Origin of the sequence: Kitasatospora sp. NPDC088391 (genome assembly GCF_044753345.1) — a bacterium.
Taxonomy (GTDB): Bacteria; Actinomycetota; Actinomycetes; order Streptomycetales; family Streptomycetaceae; genus Kitasatospora.
Map to the genome: position 1 here is coordinate 492,347 of NZ_JBIVNB010000004.1, position 15,808 is coordinate 508,154.

Consider the following 15,808-nt stretch of genomic DNA (forward strand, 5'->3'; position numbering starts at 1 on the left):
GGGGACTTCCCCGTTCAGGTTCTGTACCGGGCCGCTGCCGGGGACGGTGCGTTGCGCCGTCACCTGGGGGAGGTGTACCGGGAGATCGACATCGAGACCGGAGTCGGTCTCGTCGGCCGACTGCTCGGCGAACACCCGTCCGGTGGGCGGGAGTTGGCTCAGGCCGGGGTCGGGGTCCAGCAGCTCGCGCACTACGGGGCGGCGGTTGCCTGGCACCGGCGGCTGGTCGAGCGGCACGGCCGGCCGGACGCGCTGCTGGCCGTCAGCTTCGGTGAACTCGCCGCGCTGACCGCCGCCGGGGCGTGGACGGTCGGCGCCGGGGCGCGGGCCGCGCTCGGGCTCGCCCGGGTGCTGATGCCGGACCGGGCGCCAAGAGCGGGGGCGGGGGCGGCCGACGGGCTCACCCTGCTCGACCGGGGCGAGACGGCCGCGGCCGCCCTGATCGCCCGGGCCGGGGCCGGGCGGGTGGTGGTCGGGTGCGTCAACAGCCCGGTGGAGTGCGTGCTCGGCGGGCCGGTCGAGCAGCTCGCCGCCGTCGAGCGGCAGGCCGCCGCGGAGGGGGCGCAGGCTGTCCGGCTGCGGCTGCCGTTCGGCTCCCACCACCCCGAACTGGTCCGGCAGCGGGCGGAGTTCGAGGCGCTGCTGCGGGCCGGCCCGCGGCCCGGGCGGCCCGCGCTGCCGGTCTACTCCGCCGTCGCGGGGCGCTGCTACACCGAGCGGGACGACCTGCCCGCCCGGGCCGCCGACTGCCTGGTCCGGCCCGCCCACCTGCCCCGGGCGCTCGCCCTGCTCGCCGCCCACGGCCACACCCACTACCGCGAGGCCGGGCCCGGCACCGCCCTCGCCCGCAACGCCGCCGACTGCCTGCGCGGCACCGGCGCCGACGTCGCCGGGCACCTCCCGCCCCCGCCCCCACCCGTACCGAAGGACCACGTCCAGCAGGGAGAAGAGCACCGATGAACGCCGTGGAACCCGCCCTCCGGGACGAGGAGTTGGCGCGCCTGCTGGGCGTCCGCCCCCGGGCGGAGCGGCTGCGCCGGGTACTGGACCGGTACCCCTACCGGGTCGCCGAGTCCGCCGCCGCCCGCGAGCCGTACCTGTACCGGCGGCTGCGGGCGCTGCTGGCGGCCACCCCGTCGGCCGCCGAACTGCACGCCGAACCCGACGAGTTGGCCGCCGTGCTGGCCGAGGCCGCGCTCGCCGACCCCCGGCTCGGAATGGCGCTCGTCACCCAACTGGTGCTCGGACAGGGCTCCCTGCTGCGGCTGGCCGGAGCGCCCGAGGACGTCCGGGACACCCTCGCCGCCGTCGACGCCGGCGAGCTGCGGATCGGCTACCTGGTCACCGAGGCCGGCCGCGCCAGCAGCCACCTCGAAGCCGGGACGGTCGCCGAATTCGACGCCACCACCAGGGAGTTCGTCCTGCGGACCAGGGAGACGGCGGACCGGAAGTTCGGCGGGGTGGCCCGGTACCCGGGGCCGCGCGGAGCCGTCGTCGTCGCCCGGGCGGTGGACGCCGACGGCCGGGACGGCGGGGTGTTCGGTTTCCTGGCGACGCTCGCCGACCGGGCCGGGCCGCGGCCCGGCGTGCTGCTCGGCCCGCCCGTCGCGGTCAGCGCCCTGCCGCTGAGCTACCACCGGGTGCGGTTCGACGGCCTGCGCGTCCCCGAGGCGCACTGGCTGCGCGACGGCGCCCGCCTCGACCGGCACGGCCGCCTGCACGACCCGCGCACCCCCGAGGAGCGGCTGCGCCGCACCCTGGCCGTCGGCCAGGAACTGTGGGGCGTCCTGCCCACCGTGCTCGCCGCGCTCGCCCGGCGCTCCGCCGTCCTCGCCGTCCGGCACTCCCGCCACCGGGAGACCCGCGCCGTCCTCGCCCCCGGCACCCCGCTGCTCGCCCACCGCAGCCAGCAGCGCGCCCTGCTCGGCGCCCTCGCCGACGCCTTCGCGCTCAGCTGCGCCGCCGCCCGGGCCCGCGAACTCCTGCTCGCCGCACGGGAGTCGGACGCCCCGACCACCCCGGGGGCGGCCGCCGGGTTCGCGCCCTGGTCAGCCGTCAGCCGCCCGCTCTCCGCGTACAAGGCGCACTGCGCCGACGAGGCCGAACGTATCGTCGCCGACTGCCAGCGCCGCTGCGGCCACGCCGGACTCGCCGACGCCAACCGGCTCCCCGGCTACCACGGCTTCGCCCGCGCCTTCGACCCGGCGGGCGGCGACAGCCGGCTGATCCGCTACGACCTCGGCCGCGCCCTGCTCGACGAGCCCCCCGGCGGCGAACTCCCGGCGATCCCCGCCGACCTCGCCGACCCCGGCTGGTGGCCCGCCGTCCTGACCCGCCACCAGCACACCCTGACCGTCCGGCTGCGCCGCGCCCGGGCCGAGCGGGAGGGCGGCGGCAGCACCCCGTTCGAGGTCTGGAACCCGCTGCTGGACCTGGCCGCGGAACTCGGCGCGACGTACGCGGCGCGGCTGGCGGCGCAGGACGTCCCCCGGGCGCTCGCCGCCCTCGACCCCGGCGGGCCGTACCGCGAGCCGCTCACGGCGATGGCCCGGCTGGCCGGACTGCGCGCGGCCGAACGGGCCGCCGGCCCGCTGCTGCGGCACCGGACGCTGACCCCGGGCGACCTCGCCGGCCTGGACACCGCGCTCGAACGCGCCTACGACCTGCTGCTGCCGCACCTCGACCTGGTCGAGGAGCTCTTCGGTGCCGGGTAGGCGCCCCGGCGGCGGACGGGCCGGGGGCCGGCGCGGCCCCGGGAGAACCTCCCGCCGGGCCCGGAGGGACGACGACCACCGAGGAACGACCACCGAGAACCGGAAAGGAACGTGGGTGCGGTGAACGCGGTCGGGGTGTGGGGAACGGGACGGTACGTCCCGGAACGGGTGCGGCCGAACGCCGAGGTCGCGGGCACGGTCGGGGTGACGCCGGAGTGGATCGCCGAGCGGACCGGCGTCCGGCAGCGGCACGTCGCCGCGGACGGGCAGGCCGCCTCGGACCTCGCGGCCGCCGCCGTCCGGCGGGCGCTCGACTCGGCGGGCGTGACCGCCGACCGGATCGGGCTGCTGGTCTGCGCGACCTCCACGCCCGACGAACTCGGACCGGCCACGGCCTGCCGGGTGCAGGCCCTGGTCGGCGCGGCCGGGGCGGTCGCCCTGGACGTCTCGGCGGCCTGCTCGGGCTGGCTGTTCGGGACGAAGGTCGCGCACGACTGGCTGCGGGGGGCCGACGGCCCGATGCTCGCCGTGGTGGTCGGCGTGGAGGCGTACTCGAAGTTCGTCGACCCGGCCGACCGCGCCACCGCGGTGCTGTTCGCCGACGGCGCGGCCGCGACCGTCCTCGGCCCGGTCGAGCCGCCCGGCGGCCTCGGCGGGTTCCGGCTCGGCTCCGACGGGACGCTCGCCGACCGGGTGCTGATCCCGGCGGGCGGCAGCCGCCTCCCCGCCGACGGCAAGACCCTCGCGGCGGGCGAGCACCGGATCCGGATGGACGGACGCTTCGTCAGCCGGTTCATCCGGGAGGCGTTCCCGCGGATGCTGCACGAGACGCTGCGCGCGCACGGCCTCACCGTCGCCGACCTCGACCACGTGATCACCCACCAGCCCAACCCGGTGCTGCTGCACCGCCTCGCCGAGGAGTCCGGCCTCGCCGACCGGATGACCGTGGTCGGCGACCTGGTGGGCAACATCGGCGCGGCCAGCGCCCCGTACGCGCTGGCCACCGCGCACGCCGAGGGGCGGCTGCGCCCCGGCGACCTGATCCTGCTGACCGTCTTCGGCGCCGGCATGACCTGGGGCAGCGCCCTGCTGCGCTGGTCCGGCGACCACCACCCGCTCGGGAAGGAGCGACCGTCATGAACGACCTCGTCATGAACGACCCCGTCCTCAACGACCCCGCCCTCGACGGCACGGCCCCCGATGCCCCCGCCCCCGGCGTCCCGGCCCCCGGCGCCCCCGTCCTGGAGGGCCTCGTCCCCGCGCTGCCCGCCGCGTTCCGGCTGGACGGGGCCCGCGCCCTGGTCACCGGCGCGTCCCGCGGCATCGGCCGGGCCTGCGCGCTGGCGCTGGCCGCGGCCGGCTGCGACCTGGTGCTGACCGCCCGCACGGAGGCGGCGCTGCACCAGGCCGTCAAGGAGGCCGAGGCGCACGGCGTCCGGGCCCGGGCGCTGGCCGCGGACCTCGCGGAGCCCGGGGCGCCGACGGACGTGGTCCGGCGGGCCGCCGAGGTGTTCGGCGGCCTCGACGTGCTGGTGCACAACGCCGGGGTGCTGCCCACCGCCGAGGACGGCACGCCCCTGCTGGTGCCCTTCCAGCTCTCCGCCCAGCCCGACTGGGAACGGGTGATCTCCGTCAACCTGAACGTGACCGCCGAACTCTGCCGCGCCGCGCACCCGTTCCTGGCCGCCTCCGACCGGGCCTCGCTGATCCTGATGTCCTCGGTGGCCGGACTGGTCGGCACCCCGATGATGGAGGCGTACGCGGCCTCCAAGGCCGCCCAGATCTCGCTGGCCCGCAGCCTGGGCGTCGGCTGGGCCCGCGAGGGCATCCGGGTGAACGCCGTCAGCCCCGGCTGGATCGCCACCGACATGACCGGCTTCGCGGTCGAGACCGGCCCCGTCTCGGACTGGCTGATGAGCCACGTCCCGCAGGGCCGCTGGGGCACGCCCGAGGACGTCGCGGGCGCGGTGCTGTTCCTGGCCTCGCCCGCCGCCGCCCTGGTCACCGCGCAGACCCTGGTCCTGGACGGCGGGCTCAGCGTCCCCGACGGCGGCCTGGCGGGCATCCCCAAGCCGCCCTCCCCGTTCGCCGCCTAGGCCGGTGCGCCGTGCCGGACACGACGGGTGACGGGGCGTCGGCCCCGCGACGCGCAACGGTCGGCGCGGTGGTCGGGATCGGCTCCTGCCTGCCCGCCCGCAGCGTCGACAACGCCGAGGTGATCGCCGCAGGCGGCCTCGACAGCAGCGACGAGTGGATCCGCCGCCGCACCGGCATCCACCGCCGGCGGCGGGCCGCCCCCGGCACCTCCACCGGCGACCTCGCGGTGCGGGCGGCGGCCGCCGCGATCGAGTCCGCCGCGACCGGCCCCGGAGGGAAGGACGAACGCACGGATGCGGCACCGGACTTCGTGCTGCTGGCCACCACCACGCCGGACCACCCCTGCCCCGCCACCGCGCCCGCCGTCGCCCACCGGCTCGGCCTGGGCGACGTCCCCGCCTTCGACGTCTCCGCCGTCTGCTCGGGCTTCCTCTACGCCCTCGCCACCGCCGACGCCCTGATCCGGGCCGGGGCCTGCCGACGCCCGCTGGTGATCGGCGCCGACACCTACTCCACCATCGTCGACCCCACCGACCGCGACACCGCCGCGATCTTCGGCGACGGCGCCGGGGCCGTGCTGCTCGCCGCCGCCGCCCCCGGCACCCCCGGCGAACTGCGCGCCACCGACCTCGGCAGCGACGGCGGCGGGGCCGCGCTGATCACCGTCGCCGCCGGGGGCGCCCGCCACCCCGACCGGCAGCGGCTCGACCCCGGCGCGCACTGGTTCCGGATGCAGGGCCGCGCCGTCTACGGCCAGGCCGTCCGGCACCTGACCGCCTCCGCGGGCCGCGCCCTCGACCGGGCCGGCTGGAAACCCGCCGACCTGGGCGCGTTCGTCGCCCACCAGGCCAACCAGCGGATCCTCGACGCGGTCGCCGAACGGCTCGCCCTGCCCGCCGCCGCCCGCTTCGGCAACCTGCGCGACCTCGGCAACACCGCCGCCGCGTCCATCCCGCTGGTGCTCGCCGACGACGGCCCGCAACGGGCCCTCGCCCCCGGCGCCCCCACCCTGCTCACCGCCTTCGGCGGCGGCCTGACCTGGGCGTCCGTCGCCCTGACCTGGCCCGCCGCGCACCCCGTCCGCCACACCGTCGACTGACCCCGCGTCAGGAGGAGACCCCCGTGGACCTCGTCACCGAACGCATCACCACCCTGCTCACCGACAAGTTCGACGTCCCCGCCGACCTGATCACCGCCGGGGCCACCTTCCAGGACCTCGACCTGGACTCGCTCTCCACCGTCGAGCTGTACGTCACCCTCCAGGAGGAGTGGGGCCTCCCGCTCGACGCCGAGGCCGCCACCCCCGACACCACCGTCGGGCAGCTCGCCGACCGCTGCCGCGAACTGCTCGACGGGGACGGGCGCCGGAGCGATGACTGACACCCCGTCGACCGGCGCCTCCTCGGCGCCGGGCCCCGCCGCCGATCCCGTGGTGATCACCGGCACCGGGCTGGTCACCGCCGGCGGGATCGGCGTCGAGGCGACCTGGCGGGCCGTCCGCGCGGGCCGCGGCACCGCCGCCGCCGACCCCGAACTCGCCGACAGCCCCGTGCCGATCAGCTGCCGGCCCCCCTCGGCGGACGCCCCCGTCCGGCAGGGCTGGCGGCTGGACCGCTCCACCCGGTACGTCCTGACCGCCGCCCGCGAAGCACTCCTGGAAGCCCGGATCGAGGCGTTCGGCCCCCACCCGCCCGACTGGGACCCGGCCCGCGTCGCGGTGGTGATCGGCTCGGCCGCCGGCGGGATCTCCGTCCTGGAGGCCGCCCATCGCCGCCTGCTGGACCGCGGACCGCAGGCCCTCTCCCCGCTCACCCTCACCGGTCACCTGCCCAACCTGTCCGCCGCCGGACACCTCTCCCTCGCGCTCGGCAGCACCGGACCCGCCCTGCACACCTCCACCGCCTGCGCCTCCGGCGCCAGCGCCGTCGTGCACGCCGCACAGCTGCTCGCCACCGGCGCCTGCGACCTCGCGGTGGCCGGCGGCACCGACGCGATGGCCACCGCGCTCTGCTCGGCCGCCTTCGCCAGGATGGGCGCGCTGTCCCGGCGGACCGCCGAACCCGCCACCGCCTCACGGCCGTTCGACCAGGACCGGGACGGCTTCGTGCTCGCCGAGGGCGCGGGCGTGCTGGTGCTGGAACGCGCCTCGCACGCCGCCGCCCGCGGCGCCCCCGCACTGGCCGAACTCGCCGGACACGCCACCACCTCCGACGCCCACCACCCCGCCGCGCCCGACCCCGCGGGCCGCGGCCTGCGCACCGCGATCGCCCTCGCGCTGCGCGCCGCCGACACCGGCCCCGACGAGGTCGGGCACGTCAACGCGCACGGCACCGGCACCCCGCTGAACGACCGGGTCGAGGCCGCCGCGATCCGCGACCTGTTCGCCCGCACCCCGCCGAGCGTCACCTCCGCCAAGGGCGTCCTCGGCCACACCATGGGCGCCGCCGGCGCGATCGAGGCCGTCCTCACCGTCCGCACCCTGCTCACCGGCACCGTCCCGCCGACCGCCAACCACCACCGCCCCGGCCCCGACACCGCCGGGATCGACCTGGTCACCGGCCACCCCCGGGACGACGCGCCGCGCCTCGCGCTCAGCCACTCGCTCGGCTTCGGCGGCCACAACACCGTCCTGGTGCTGCGCCGCTGAACGGCCCTTCGAACGGCCCCGCTGTCGGTGGCACCCGCTTGGATCGGGGCCGACCCGGAAGGAGGCGCCCCGATGGCGTGTCGAGGAGTGCTGTTCGCGCTGACGGACCAGGAGGCCGCCGCGCTGCTCGCGGCGGACGGCGACGAGGAGGTGGTGGCCCGGGTCGCCGAGGTCGAGGAAGCCTGGGCCGAGGACCGGGTGTGCGAACTCGACAAGTCCTGGGACGCGCTGCACCGCTGCCTGACCGACGGCGAACTCGCCTTCGACAACGGCGATTTCCCGCTCTCGCACGTGATCCTCGGCGGGCGCCCGCTGACCGAGGGGGACGACTGGCTGGTCTGCTACGTGACCCCCGAGGAGGTGCGGGCGGTCGCCGCGGCCCTGGCCGCCGTGGACGAACCCTGGCTGCGCGGCCGCTACCTCGGCCTCGACCTCGCCGACTACGACGGGCCGCACGGCGAGCAGGACCTCCAGTACACCGCCGCGTTCCTGCCCGACCTGCGGGAGTTCTACCACCGGGCCGCCGCGGCCGGCCTGGCCGTGGTCTTCACCGTCGACCAGTAGCCCGCCGCCGACGGGTTCAGGCGCCGTAGCGGCGGCGGCGCGCGGCGTAGGCGCGCACCGCCCGCAGGAAGTCCAGCTCGCCGAAGGCCGGCCAGTTCGCGGCGGAGAAGTACAGCTCCGCGTAGGCGCTCTGCCAGAGCAGGAAGTTGGACATCCGCTGCTCGCCGCTGGTGCGGATCACCAGGTCCGGGTCCGGCTGCCCGGCCGTGTCCAGGTGGCGGGAGATGTGCTCGGCCGTCAGCTCCTCCGCCAGCTCGCGCACCGGGCGGCCGGAGTCGGCGTGCGCGCGCAGCAGCCCGCGGACCGCCCCGACGAGTTCCTGCCGCCCGCCGTGGCCGACCGCGAGGGTCAGCTCGAAGCCGTCCGCGCGGTCGGCGGCCGACGCCGGGCCGGTGGCGGCGGTGGCGGCGGCTCCGGTGGCAGTGGCGGTCGCGGTGACGGCCCGGCGCAGTGCCGCGGCCGTCGACTCCGGCAGGGTGTCCAGGTCGCCCGCCAGGTGCACCCGCCAGCGCGGGCGCGGCGCGGCGAGGGGCGCCACCAGCACCTCCTCGATCACCCGCATCAGGAAGGCGATCTCGCCGTCGTCGCGCCGCCGCAGGTTCTCCGCCGAGCAGACGAACACCGTCACGTGCCGCACCCCCAGCGCCTCGCACCAGTCCAGCACCGAGGCGACGTGCCGGGCCCCGTACCGGTGGCCGAGGCGGGTGTCGGCCAGGCCGCGGGCCCGGGCCCAGCGCCGGTTGCCGTCCATGATCAGCCCGATGTGCCGGGGCAGTTCGGCCCCCGCCAGGCGGCGGCGCAGCAGCCGGGCGCGGAGCCCGGCGAAGGGCCGGGAGGCGGCGCGGCGGGCGGGCCGGGGGACGGGGCGGTAAGTCGGGCGGGCGGCGGGAACGGGCAGGGCGGGACGCACGGTTGACGGCCTTTCGGGCAGGCGGACGGCCGCACCGGCCCCGGGGGACGCGGTGTGGTGCACAATGAATAGCACGCGGCGCGTGTCATCGGGAGCGCGGCCGGACCACCGAACGGAGCCAGGTGCGCACCAACGACGCCCAGATGCTGGTGCTGTCCGCCCTCGCCGAGGGCCCGCTGCACGGCTACGCCGTCAACACCGCCATCGAACGCGCCACCGGGCAGCGGCTCGGCCGCGGCAGCCTCTCCGGCGCCCTCGCCCGGCTCCGCGACAAGCAGCTGATCGCCGACCTGCCCGGCGACGGCCGCCGCCGCCCCGTCCACCTCACCGCCGACGGCCGGGCCGCGCTGCGCGCCGGACTGGCCGCCCTCGCCGACAGTGCCGACCTGCTGTTCGAGACCGCCGTCCCCGACCGGATCGCCTACCAGGAACGCCTCGGCAGCACCGACCAGGCCCGCGCCTACCGGCAGGTCCTGCTGGACGCCCTCGACGCCCGCCCCGGGCAGCACCTGTTCGACTGGGGCTGCGGCACCGGCGGCGCGCTCCCCGCCCTGGCCCGCGCCCTCACCCCCGCCGGCCTGCTGCTCGGCGTCGACCACGACCCGCAGGCCCTCCACCGGGCCGCCGCCCGCGCCGCCGACCTGCCGCGGACCGCCGTGCTGCGCGCCGACGTGCACCGCCTCCCGCTGCCCGCCGGGTGCGCCGACCTGATCCGCGCCGACCGGCTGTTCCAGCACCTCGCCGACGTCCCCGCCGCGCTCGCCGAGGCCCGCCGGGTGCTGCGCCCCGGCGGGCGGCTGGCCGCCGCCGAACCCGACTGGGACACCCTCGCCGTCGACCACCCCGATCTCGGCACCGCCCGGGCCTGGACCCGGCACCTCGCCGACCGGATCGTCCGCAACCCCGTGATCGGCCGCCAACTCCCGCGCCTGGCCGCCGAATCCGGCTTCGCCGTGCGCGGCGTCACCCCCGTCACCGTGCTCTACCGGGACGCCGTCGAGGCGGACCGGGTGCTCGGACTCCACCGCAACACCCGGCGGGCCGTGGCGGCCGGGTACCTGACGGAGCGGCAGGCCGCCGACTGGCTGGACCACCTGGCCCGGGGCCCGTTCCTGGCCGCCGTCACCGTCCACGTGGTCACCGCCGAGAAGCCCGACCGGGCGGCCGGCGGGCGATGACCGGCGGCACGCGGGCACGCGGACAGGCAGGGCGTGCGGGGACGGGGGCGCGCCCCCGGGGGCCTGTTCGGGGGCGGCGGGGCGTGGGTACACTCCGCGGCATGACAGTGCGTCAGCTGGAGCCGGTGCTCATGGAAGCCGACCTCGCGGCCTGGGCGGAGGCCACCGCCGCCAAGGCCGGGCTGAGCACCGCCCAGTACCTGGCCGCACTGGTCGAGGCCGACCGGCTGGCCACCGCCGCCGAGCGCGCCGCCCGGCTCGCCGCCCCCGCCTACCTGCGGTGGGCCGCCGACGGCCGCCCCACCGAGGACGGCCTCGACCTGGACGAGGTCTTCGGCCCGTGACCGCCCCCTACCGCGTCCGGATCGCCAAACCCGTCGCCGACACCCTCCGCGAACTCCCCGCCGCCGCCCGGGCCGAACTGCGGGCCGCCCTGCTGCGCGCCGCCGACGACCCGTACGCCTGGCCGCAGGCCGACCGCTACGACCTCGACGAGACCGTCCGGGTGGTCACCACCGACCGGGCCGTCGCGCACTACGCGATCGTGCACCCGGCCCGGCGGCTCTGGGTGTTCGCCGTCCTCACGCACTGAGGCACGGGGCGGGAACGGGCAGAGCCGCCGGGCCGGGCGGTCGTTCAGGACCGGGTGGTCGGCCCGCAGAACGCCAGGTCCACCAGCGCGATCGCGGTGGGCGTCAGCGCGGCGCCCTTCGCCTGGTCGTACGGGTTCACCGAGACCGAGATCTGCCGGCGGCCCGCCCGGTCGCCGAACACGTAGGTGAGGTAGCCGTAGATCCCGCCCGGGTGGCCCCAGACGCTGCCGCAGGACAGCTTCAGCTCCATCAGGCCCAGCCCGTAATCGGTCGGCGGCTGCACGTCGCCCGGCACCGTGGTGGTCATCTCGGCCAGCTGTGCCGGGGCGAGCAGGCGCCCGCCGAGCAGCGCCGCGTCGAACCGGGCCAGGTCGTCGTTGCTGGAGATCAGCTCGCCGGCCGAGCCCGCCACCGAGGGGTTGAAGTCCGTGACGTCCGCGGGGCCGTCGGAGAGCTGCAGGTAGCCGTGGCTGTGCGGCCCCGGGACGCCGGTGGCGGTGCCCGGCAGCGAGGTGTGCCACAGGCCGAGCGGCAGGATCACCCGGCGGCGGACCTCGCTGCGCCAGTCGTGCCCGGTGACCTTGCCCACCAGTTCGCCGAGCAGCAGGTAGCCGGTGTTCGAGTAGTGCCAGCCCTGGCCGGGCGCGAAGTACGGCGGGTGCGAGACGCCGACGGCGATCAGCTCGGAGGGCGACCAGGTCCGCCAGCGGTCCTGGTCGAGCAGGCGGCGCTGGTCCGCGTCGGTGTCGTAGGCGAACCGCGGGTCCTCGGTGAAGTCGTACAGCCCGGCGGTGTGGTTCATGAGCTGACGGACCGTGATCGCCGAACCGTTCGGGACCACGCCCGGCAGGTAGTGCTCGATCGGCCGGTCCAGCCCGATCCGGCCCTCGCCGACCAGTTGCAGGAGCACCGTCGCCAGGAACGGCTTGGTGACGCTGCCGGCCCGGAACGTGCCGTCCACCGGCGCGGGTTCGCCGGTGGCCAGGTCGCCGACGCCGGACGTCCCCCGCCACACCACCCGGCCGTCCTGCCGCAGCTCGCCGGTCGCCGCGCTGGCCCCGGCCTTGCCGGTCAGCGCGTCCAGCCCCTGCTGGAGCTGCTCCGGCCGGACCTTCGCCCCGGGCCAGGGCGAGCCGGGCCGGGCGGCCTCGGCGGACCCGGTGGCCCCGGCCGCTCCGGCGGTCGGCGCCAGGACGAACACCGACGCGCCCGCGACCAGCGCGGCGGCCAGCCGCAGGGCACCCGTTCGGTACTGCTTCACACGAATCTCCTCGTTCGGGAGTGACTTGTACGGTCGGGGGTTCGTCGCCGCCCAGCCTCACGGCTGCGGGCCGGGCCCGGCATCGATCGTCGGGAGGAGAAAGATAGGACACGTATCGTCCCCGGGGAGGAAGCCGGGGCGGCCGCACCCCGGCCGACGGGGGATGGCCCACCGGTGGGTACCCTTGACCGCCCGTCAGGCGGGCCCGGCCGGGACGGTCCGGCCGGACACGGGAGGCAGGGGGTGCGGGGTGCTGGTCATGCCCGGGCGGCGGACGTCGACGATGGAGCTGCTGGTCGCCGAGGCGGCGGGCCGGGGGATGCCCGTCCGGGCGGCGGAGGAACCCGGCCTGACCGCCCCCGCGTACTGGTACGGCGGCCCGGTCGCGGGGGCGCGGCTGGCGGAGCGGCTCGGGTTCGCGCTGCTCGAACCGACGGACGGCTGGCTCGCCGAGCTGCCCGAGGAGTTCACGGGCCGTCGGGTCCGGGCGGGCACCCTCGCGGACGCGTGGGCGATCGACCGGCCGACGTTCGTCAAGCCGCCCCGGGACAAGTCCTTCCCCGCCGAGGTGCACACCGACGGCTCCCGGCTGCCCGCCGACCTGGACCCGGCGACCCCCGTGCTGCTGTCCGAGGTGGTGACCTTCGCCGCCGAGTACCGGCTGTTCCTGCTGGACGGCCGGATCGCCGCCGCCAGCCGCTACGCGGTGTTCGGCCGGCTCGACCCCCGCCCGCTCGGGACGGACCGCGCGGACCGGGAGGACCGCGAGCCCGCCGGGCAGCTCGCGGAGTTCGTCGACCGGCTGGCCGCCGCGGCCGGCCCCACCCTGCCGAGCGCCGTCGTGGTGGACGTCGGGCAGCTGCTCGACCCGTACCGCCCGGGCCACCGCTGGGCCGTGGTCGAGGCCAACATGGCCTGGTTCTCGCACGCCTACGCCGCCGACCCGGCCCGCGTCCTGGACGTGGTCCTGCGGGCGGCGGGCCCGCGCGAGCACGTGCGGCCCCGGGACGCGGACTTCGAACGGCGCTGACCCGGGGCCCGACCGTCCGGGGCGGTGGCTAGGGTTCGGGGCATGGACGAGCGGATGCGGTGGCGGCCGGTGGTGGCGCGGGCCGAGGGCGGGACGATCCGGGCCTACGACCCGACGGGGGAGAGGGCCGGGCAGACGGCGGGGGAGCCGGCCGGGGAGCTGCGGCCCGTCGCGGAGTTCGAGGTCCCCGCGGGCGAGGAGGTCGGCTCCTGCGCGGTCGCGGCGGACTTCGCCCGGGCCTGGTTCACCACCGCGGACGGGGCGGCGTGCCTCGCGGCGGACGGCACGGTGCGGTGGCGCGCCGTGTTCGGACCCGGGCGGACGCACGGGCACGGCCCCCGGCCCGAGTGCGCGCTCTCGGCGGACGGGGCCGCCCTCTGGGTCTACCGCCCCGACGCGACGGCCGGACGCGGCCCGGACCGGTGGACGGTGCTGGACGCGGCGACCGGCGCGCCGCTGGCCGACGCCGAACTGTCCACCGTCGGTGCCGGGGCCGTGCTGCTGCCGCACCCCACCGACGGCAGCGTGCTGCTGAACGTCGGGGAGGGCCAGGACGGCAGCACGGTGTACCGGGGCGTGCTGCGCGGCGGCGCGCTGGAGCTGACCGAGTACCCGTGGGACGACCGCTGCCTGATCGACCTCTCCCCGGACGGCGAACGCTTCCTGACGGTCGACCACGGCCAGGCCGACCTCACCGTGCACGACCACCCCGACGGCGCGGCCCGGTTCACCGTCACCGTCGAGGACTTCGGCCCCGAGGCCGTCGCGCACGAGGCCGTGATCGAGTGGAGCGGCGGCCACCTGGACGCGGACACCCTGGCCGTCGTGCTGTACGGCGAGGACGAGGACGGCGCGGAGTGGCTGCGGACCCACCGGGTCGACGCCCGCACCGGCCGGGTCCTCGGGCCGTTCGACGCGCACCTGAAGGACTGCGACGACCTGTCGCCGCTCGGCGACGGCAGCTGGCTGACCGGCCACGGCTCCGCGCACCCCGTGCGCCGGTGGCCGACCGTCTGACGGTCGATTGCTGACGGCTCGTCAGGAGTTCCACCAGGCCGGGCGGACCCGCAGCGACTCCTCCTTGACGCAGCCCAGCCCGTTGACGACCTCCTCGGCGTGCACGTCCCAGCCGACCACGCCGTTGCCCTTGCGGTCGAGCTCGATCAGCCGGGACTGCTCGGTGTGCGCCCCCGCCTGCACCTCGCAGCGCAGCACGGTGTCCCAGGCCCGCCCGTCCAGCGCCGTGGCGAACGCCACCAGCGGCAGCGCCAGCACCGTCAGCGCGAGCGCCGTCCACTGCTCGGCCGCGACGAACCGGACCTGCCAGGGCCGGAGGTCGACCGGCGGCGCGGCCTCCCGGTGGTGGTGCCGGCGGCGGCCCGCCCGGTACTCGTAGACGATCCCCTGGCGCAGCCCCAGCGCGACCAGCACCACCGCCAGCCCCCACCAGGGCCCGTAGAACACCAGGCAGAGCACGCCCATGGCGATCGGGTTGACCAGCAGGAGCGCCACCGTCCGGGCCACCGCCCCCGCCGAGCGGCCGCGCGGCACCGCGCCGCGTGCCGCGAACAGCGCGAACACCACCCGGGAGGTGACCACCGCGGCCAGGCAGCCCAGCAGCGGAGTGGTCGTCACCATGCCGACCAGCACCTCGCCGAGGTCGGGCACCCCCAGGGTGGTGACCACCTCGCGGGTGTGCGAGCCGCCGCCCACCGTCCAGGCGATCTTCACCAGCGGCACCGCCGCGACCAGCGCCAGCAGCACCGTGTGCCCCGGGCCGCCCTTGCGGTCCAGCTCCGCCCGCCGGCCCTGCTCCTGTTCCTGTCCCTGCCCCTGCCCTTGTTCCGTCCCGCCGTCCGCCACTTCGACCGCCCGTTCCTCGATGCCCGGTGCGGGATGCATAGCCGTTCGGGGCGGGCGGGTGCGGGCGGTTCGCCGCCCCAGGTGAACGGGTTGCGCCGGGTGGGGGAGTGACGGGGCGTCAGGCCGGGCGGCGGGCCTCGAACAGGGTGCGGGACATGGTGGAGACGAAGACGCCCTCGCGCCCGATCGACGCGTGCAGGTCGCGCAGCCGCTCCCGGTACCGCTCGACGGAGAAGTCCGGGACCGTCCAGATCACCTTGCGCAGGAACCAGACCACCGCGCCGACGTCGAAGAACTCCAGCCGCAGCCGCTCGTTGCGGCACTGCACCACCTCCAGCCCGGCGGCCCGGGCCCGCTCCGCCTCCACCTCGGGATCCCGGCCGGTCGGCACCTCGAACGGCCCGAGGAAGAACGCGCTCAGCTCGACGTTCGTCCGGCCGCCCACATGCTGCGCGAAGTACGTGCCGCCCGGGGCGAGCACCCGGGCGATCTCCGGGAAGTCCACCCGGGCCGGGTGACGGCTCGTCACCAGGTCGAAGGCGCCGTCCGCGAACGGCAGCGGCGCGTCCTCCGGCACGGCGACCAGGACGGCCCCCAGCGGGTGCAGCAGTCGGGTCGCCCGCGCGGCGTTCGGCGGCCAGCCCTCGGTGGCGACCAGCGTCCGCGGGAAGTTCTCCACCCCCGCGCCCGCCAGCACCTCACCCCCGCCGGTCTGCACGTCCAACGCCGCCGAGGCCCCGGCCAGCCGCCCGCCCAGCAACCGCTGGTACCCCCAGGACGGCCGCTGCTCGGTGGCCCGCCCGTCCAACGCCGAGAAGTCCCAGCCGTCGACGGGAGCGGCCTCGGCCGCCGCGACCAGGGAGTCGAATGATCGGTCCATGGCGACCATCGAAGCACGTGGGAGGCGGCGCGGACGAACGAATTGACGCCCCGGCGGGTTTCCCGACAGGG

Annotated in this window: 17 protein-coding genes; 13 read left to right on the forward strand and 4 right to left on the reverse strand. The window is 77.2% G+C overall.

Annotated features, from left to right (window positions below; translation table 11 throughout):
- The first annotated feature begins 51 nt into the window (after nt 1-51).
- The 8 genes from ACIQBJ_RS15380 to ACIQBJ_RS15415 all read left to right on the forward strand — a co-directional run bounded on the left by ACIQBJ_RS15380 (nt 52) and on the right by ACIQBJ_RS15415 (nt 8,022).
- Nucleotides 52-960 carry an acyltransferase domain-containing protein gene (locus ACIQBJ_RS15380; RefSeq protein WP_400709099.1) on the forward strand — a complete coding sequence of 303 codons (909 nt, stop codon included), beginning with the start codon at nt 52-54 and terminating at the stop codon, nt 958-960.
- The gene (locus ACIQBJ_RS15385; RefSeq protein WP_400709102.1) at nt 957-2,714 is read left to right on the forward strand and encodes an acyl-CoA oxidase; all 1,758 of its coding nucleotides are present in this window, start codon (nt 957-959) and stop codon (nt 2,712-2,714) included. Before ACIQBJ_RS15380 ends, ACIQBJ_RS15385 begins: the two co-directional genes overlap by 4 nt.
- Before the next feature lie 111 nt (nt 2,715-2,825).
- A complete protein-coding gene (locus ACIQBJ_RS15390) occupies nt 2,826-3,854 on the forward strand; it encodes a 3-oxoacyl-ACP synthase III family protein (RefSeq protein WP_400709105.1) in 1,029 nt (342 codons plus the stop codon).
- A complete protein-coding gene (locus ACIQBJ_RS15395) occupies nt 3,851-4,810 on the forward strand; it encodes an SDR family NAD(P)-dependent oxidoreductase (RefSeq protein WP_400709108.1) in 960 nt (319 codons plus the stop codon). Before ACIQBJ_RS15390 ends, ACIQBJ_RS15395 begins: the two co-directional genes overlap by 4 nt.
- 68 nt (nt 4,811-4,878) lie before the next feature.
- Nucleotides 4,879-5,910 (forward strand): beta-ketoacyl-ACP synthase 3, encoded by a 1,032-nt coding sequence (locus tag ACIQBJ_RS15400; RefSeq protein ID WP_400709111.1) that lies wholly within the window; start codon nt 4,879-4,881, stop codon nt 5,908-5,910.
- Nucleotides 5,911-5,933: 23 nt separating this feature from the next.
- Nucleotides 5,934-6,191 carry an acyl carrier protein gene (locus tag ACIQBJ_RS15405; RefSeq protein ID WP_400709114.1) on the forward strand — a complete coding sequence of 86 codons (258 nt, stop codon included), beginning with the start codon at nt 5,934-5,936 and terminating at the stop codon, nt 6,189-6,191.
- Nucleotides 6,184-7,458, forward strand: coding sequence for a beta-ketoacyl-[acyl-carrier-protein] synthase family protein (locus ACIQBJ_RS15410; protein ID WP_400709117.1), 1,275 nt, complete (start codon nt 6,184-6,186; stop codon nt 7,456-7,458). Before ACIQBJ_RS15405 ends, ACIQBJ_RS15410 begins: the two co-directional genes overlap by 8 nt.
- Before the next feature lie 72 nt (nt 7,459-7,530).
- Nucleotides 7,531-8,022, forward strand: a complete 492-nt coding sequence (locus tag ACIQBJ_RS15415; protein ID WP_400709120.1) for a DUF1877 family protein — start codon at nt 7,531-7,533, stop codon at nt 8,020-8,022.
- Nucleotides 8,023-8,038: 16 nt separating this feature from the next.
- Here the strand turns inward: ACIQBJ_RS15415 and uppS are convergent, their stop codons facing one another.
- Nucleotides 8,039-8,827 (reverse strand): polyprenyl diphosphate synthase, encoded by a 789-nt coding sequence (gene uppS / locus ACIQBJ_RS15420; protein WP_400709785.1) that lies wholly within the window; start codon nt 8,825-8,827, stop codon nt 8,039-8,041.
- A 227-nt stretch (nt 8,828-9,054) separates the two neighbouring features.
- Between uppS and ACIQBJ_RS15425 the strand changes: the two genes are divergently transcribed.
- From ACIQBJ_RS15425 to ACIQBJ_RS15435, 3 genes are all read left to right on the forward strand, one after another.
- Nucleotides 9,055-10,110, forward strand: a complete 1,056-nt coding sequence (locus ACIQBJ_RS15425) for a methyltransferase domain-containing protein (RefSeq protein WP_400709123.1) — start codon at nt 9,055-9,057, stop codon at nt 10,108-10,110.
- Between the two features lie 101 nt (nt 10,111-10,211).
- Nucleotides 10,212-10,454, forward strand: coding sequence for a hypothetical protein (locus ACIQBJ_RS15430; RefSeq protein WP_400709126.1), 243 nt, complete (start codon nt 10,212-10,214; stop codon nt 10,452-10,454).
- Nucleotides 10,451-10,702: a hypothetical protein gene (locus ACIQBJ_RS15435; RefSeq protein ID WP_400709129.1), complete on the forward strand. Its 252-nt coding sequence runs from the start codon at nt 10,451-10,453 to the stop codon at nt 10,700-10,702. Before ACIQBJ_RS15430 ends, ACIQBJ_RS15435 begins: the two co-directional genes overlap by 4 nt.
- A 44-nt stretch (nt 10,703-10,746) precedes the next feature.
- On the opposite strand, the gene ACIQBJ_RS15440 is transcribed toward ACIQBJ_RS15435, so the two are convergent.
- The gene (locus tag ACIQBJ_RS15440; RefSeq protein WP_400709132.1) at nt 10,747-11,964 is read right to left on the reverse strand and encodes a serine hydrolase domain-containing protein; all 1,218 of its coding nucleotides are present in this window, start codon (nt 11,962-11,964) and stop codon (nt 10,747-10,749) included.
- A 283-nt stretch (nt 11,965-12,247) separates the two neighbouring features.
- On the opposite strand from ACIQBJ_RS15440, the gene ACIQBJ_RS15445 reads away from it, so the two are divergent.
- Nucleotides 12,248-12,994, forward strand: a complete 747-nt coding sequence (locus ACIQBJ_RS15445) for an ATP-grasp domain-containing protein (RefSeq protein ID WP_400709788.1) — start codon at nt 12,248-12,250, stop codon at nt 12,992-12,994.
- A gap of 42 nt (nt 12,995-13,036) precedes the next feature.
- A complete protein-coding gene (locus ACIQBJ_RS15450; protein ID WP_400709135.1) occupies nt 13,037-14,011 on the forward strand; it encodes a hypothetical protein in 975 nt (324 codons plus the stop codon).
- A 21-nt stretch (nt 14,012-14,032) separates the two neighbouring features.
- Here ACIQBJ_RS15450 and ACIQBJ_RS15455 read toward each other — a convergent pair whose 3' ends face one another.
- Nucleotides 14,033-14,896 (reverse strand): hypothetical protein, encoded by an 864-nt coding sequence (locus tag ACIQBJ_RS15455; protein ID WP_400709138.1) that lies wholly within the window; start codon nt 14,894-14,896, stop codon nt 14,033-14,035.
- 79 nt (nt 14,897-14,975) lie between these two features.
- The gene (locus tag ACIQBJ_RS15460) at nt 14,976-15,737 is read right to left on the reverse strand and encodes a methyltransferase domain-containing protein (protein ID WP_400709141.1); all 762 of its coding nucleotides are present in this window, start codon (nt 15,735-15,737) and stop codon (nt 14,976-14,978) included.
- Between the last annotated feature and the right edge of the window lie 71 nt (nt 15,738-15,808).

What these genes read in the sequence shown, in the direction of transcription:
- ACIQBJ_RS15385 (WP_400709102.1), top strand. Translation starts at nt 957, where the DNA reads ATGAACGCCGTGGAACCCGCCCTCCGGGACGAGGAGTTGGCGCGCCTG.
- ACIQBJ_RS15395 (WP_400709108.1), top strand. Translation starts at nt 3,851, where the DNA reads ATGAACGACCTCGTCATGAACGACCCCGTCCTCAACGACCCCGCCCTC.
- ACIQBJ_RS15410 (WP_400709117.1), top strand. Translation starts at nt 6,184, where the DNA reads ATGACTGACACCCCGTCGACCGGCGCCTCCTCGGCGCCGGGCCCCGCC.
- ACIQBJ_RS15415 (WP_400709120.1), top strand. Translation starts at nt 7,531, where the DNA reads ATGGCGTGTCGAGGAGTGCTGTTCGCGCTGACGGACCAGGAGGCCGCC.
- ACIQBJ_RS15430 (WP_400709126.1), top strand. Translation starts at nt 10,212, where the DNA reads ATGACAGTGCGTCAGCTGGAGCCGGTGCTCATGGAAGCCGACCTCGCG.
- ACIQBJ_RS15445 (WP_400709788.1), top strand. Translation starts at nt 12,248, where the DNA reads ATGGAGCTGCTGGTCGCCGAGGCGGCGGGCCGGGGGATGCCCGTCCGG.
- ACIQBJ_RS15450 (WP_400709135.1), top strand. Translation starts at nt 13,037, where the DNA reads ATGGACGAGCGGATGCGGTGGCGGCCGGTGGTGGCGCGGGCCGAGGGC.
- ACIQBJ_RS15455 (WP_400709138.1), bottom strand. Translation starts at nt 14,896, where the DNA reads ATGCATCCCGCACCGGGCATCGAGGAACGGGCGGTCGAAGTGGCGGAC.
- ACIQBJ_RS15460 (WP_400709141.1), bottom strand. Translation starts at nt 15,737, where the DNA reads ATGGACCGATCATTCGACTCCCTGGTCGCGGCGGCCGAGGCCGCTCCC.